Source organism: Agromyces humi (assembly GCF_009720255.1).
Taxonomy (GTDB): domain Bacteria; phylum Actinomycetota; class Actinomycetes; order Actinomycetales; family Microbacteriaceae; genus Agromyces; species Agromyces humi.
This window is the reverse complement of record NZ_WJSP02000410.1, coordinates 1-3,111: the sequence shown is the minus strand read 5'-3', so window position 1 is coordinate 3,111 and position 3,111 is coordinate 1. Positions and strand designations below refer to the sequence as shown.

2 protein-coding genes are annotated in these 3,111 nt (G+C 69.9%); one reads left to right on the top strand and one right to left on the bottom strand.

Translation table 11 applies throughout. The annotated features are described in order from the left end of the window. Positions 1-518 (top strand): dienelactone hydrolase family protein (locus GH736_RS20015; RefSeq protein ID WP_203230873.1); only part of this gene is annotated, 518 nt, incomplete at its 5' end. Positions 519-625: 107 nt separating this feature from the next. Here the strand turns inward: GH736_RS20015 and GH736_RS20010 are convergent. Then, positions 626-2,764, bottom strand: a complete 2,139-nt coding sequence (locus GH736_RS20010; protein WP_159606457.1) for a M6 family metallopeptidase — start codon at positions 2,762-2,764, stop codon at positions 626-628. Between the last annotated feature and the right edge of the window lie 347 nt (positions 2,765-3,111).

Below are 3,111 nucleotides of genomic sequence, written 5' to 3'. Positions count from 1 at the left end.
CGGCGATCGACGCACCCGGGCACGGCGACCGACCGCGAACGGACCGCGAGCAACGGTTCTCGGCCGGCATGGCCGAGCGAGTGTCGGCGGGCGAGCCGGTCGCGGCCCACGTCGGCGAGTATCACGCCGCGGTCGCGCAGCAGGCGGCCGGCGACTGGAAGTCGGTGCTTGACGCACTGCACGAGGAGCTGGGGGAGGGCGACGTCGGTTACTGGGGCGTGTCGCTCGGCGCGGCGATCGGCCTGCCGTTCGTCGCCGCCGATTCCCGCATCCGCGCGGCCGTGGTCGGCCTCGTCGGCGGCGACATGGTGCCGGTCAGGGCGTCGCGCGTCACCATCCCCGTCGAGTTCCTCGTGCAGTGGGATGACGAACTGGTGCCGCGGACGGCGGCCCTGGAGCTCTTCGACGCCCTCGCCTCCACCCAGAAGACGCTGCACGCCAATCCGGGGCCGCACGCCGGTGTTCCGCGGTTCGAGGTCGAGAGCGCCGCCCGGTTCTTCCTGCGTCACCTCTCCTGAGCGCGCACGCGACCTGGGGCACGAGCCGGGCCGGCTGGCGTCTGGGCCGCGCAGAGAGCGGCGGCCCGCACCGAGGTGCAGGCCGCCGCCCCGCTGCATCCGGGGATCTAGCCCTTCTTGCCGTTGCCGCTGTTGGTGACCGAGAGCACGTACCCCGCGTCGAGGTACGTCAGGTCGCCCGTCGGCAGGTTCGACACGAGCGTCGCGAAGTCGCGGTTCTTGCCGTTCGCGCACTTCGTGTCGAAGCCGCCCTGCGAGATGGCGTCGCCCTCGAGCCGGTAGACGTAGTTGCCGGCGCCGTCCGTGATCTCGTACGGCGAGGTCACGCCCGGGGTGAGATCGCAGCTCGCGACCACCTGCAGGGTCCAGTTGTTGTCCTGCAGGCCGTTGGTCTCGAACCACTCGCCCTCGGCCGACGAGAGGGTGGCGGCGGCGCCGTTCACCATCACGTCGTCCACGAACCATCCGGTGTCGAGGTACGCGGCGTCGGTGGAGTAGCGGAAGCGCACGTCGGTGGCTCCGTCGGGGAGCTGTGCCGTGTAGTGCACGTACACCGGGTCGTCGACGAAGTACTCGCCGCCCGACGTGCCGGTGATGCCGTTGCCCTCCGTGTTGCCGCCGTGCGGGTCGTCGTTCGTCGTGACCGTCGCGCCCGAGTCGTCGGTCACGGGAACCGTGACCCACTCGCCGTTCACGAGCGCCTCGACGAATCCGTAGTCCCAGCCCTCCTCGATGAAGTGCCACGTCCAGAAGTCGAGCGACGTCACCGTGCCCGCGACATCCACGTCGAGGATGTTGTCGGACTGGCTCTCGTAGCCGGCGTACCAGTGCGTGTCGCCCGAGTGCGGCGCGACCTGCGTGGAGTCCTCGCCATCGAGCGAGATCGTGACGTTCGGTCCGGGGTTGCGGAACCGCTCGACCTGCAGGCCGTAGGGCACCGCCACCGGGCTCTGCGCGTTCGCGCGCTTCAGCCACTTCGACTCGGGCTGGGCGCCCTGGCTCGAACCGCGGCCCTCCCAGAACTGGTCGTCGGCGATGTCGATCGTCCACGACGTGGAGGCGGGGTCGCCGAAGTCGACGGCCTTGATGTCGAAGCGGTCGGATGCTTCGTCGTCGAGGTACACGGCCACGGCCCAGTCCTGGTACAGCACCTTCGCCGAACGCAGTCCCGAGCCGGTCTGTGCGTTGAACTCGTCGATCGCGGCCTGGACGCCGTCCATGCCGTCGGCCTGGTTCTCGAAGATCAGCTTGATGAGCAGGTCGCCGCCGGCGGCGTCGTACTGCAGGTCGGGCGTGAAGGTGCCGTCGCCGTTGCCGCCGGCCTGCTCCCAGAGGTACTGGAAGAACGTGTAGGCGGCGCCGTAGTTCTGCAGCCCGCCCGCCCAGCGCGTGAGCGACGTGTCGGCGTAGAAGACCTGGTGGTACGTGAGGTGCGATCCGCCGACGTCGTAGCCGTTGAGGAACACCGCGAAGTCCGCGAGGCCCTCGTCGACCCACGACAGCTCGCCCGGGTCGCTGTAGTTGTGCAGCAGGTGCTCCAGCTCGTGGGCGATCACGCCCTCGTAGAGGGTGGGCTGGTCGTTGTCGGGGTCGTCGTCGTTCCACTCCGAGTCGGCCGGTCCGACGCGGTTCGCCCAGTCGAAGGCGTCCACGACGATCGCGTTCATGCCCGACGACTCGATGTAGTCGGGCGCGAAGTAGCCGGCCGTGTAGGTCGTCTCGGCGCAGTCGTAGTAGTTCGCGTCCTGCACGTTGTAGACGAGCATGACGAGCGAGTCGCTGGCCGGTTCGCTCGGGTCCGCGGCATCCATCGGGCCGAAGTGCTCCTCGTCGACCGCGACGATCTGGTTCGACAGCTCGGCACCGAGGTAGTCGATCTGCGCCTGCGTGAGGGTGTAGTCCTCCGCGCTGGCGTCCGCGCAGGGCACGAACTCGTCATCGGGGTTGGGATCGAAGGCAGGGTCGAGGCTGGCGACGCCGGTCGGTGCCGAGCCGTCGAGCGGGGTGCCCGCCGGCACGTAGATGTAGACGGGCGTGCCGTCGGGGGTGGCCCCCGCATAGGCGCGCACGAAGTCCTGGTCGTAGGTGCCGCCCGCCTCGCTGTCGTTGATCGGCAGGGTGAGCGTGGGCTCACCGGGCAGGTTGTCGGGCGCGGCACTGGCCGGCCCTGCGGATGCCGCGACCATCGCGACCGCGACGACGCCCGTCAGCGCGGCGCCGATCATTCTGGGTGGAACTCGGAGCACGTCGTCGTCTCCCTCATGTCATGGTCCCCGAGGCGACGGTCAGCCTCCCCGCAGGGCCGTCCGGTGGGGGCCGCGTGGTCGCGGTCCCCGATCAATCGGGTCAGTCCAGCACGCGATCGCGGTCAGGGAAAGGGCTTGCGCTCGGCGGGCGAATGAGTTCGAATATGCTGCTCGACGATGTCCACCTTCGAGAAACTCGCCGTCGTCGCCACCGTCGCCCTGCTCGCCGTCGGCAGCGCCGGCCTGCACGCCACCGCTGCCGCTGCCGATTCCCGTGCCGCGACCGCTCGCGAGGCCCATGCCCGAGAGCACGTCGAGGCGTCGGCGCAGTGGGACGCGGCGGTCCG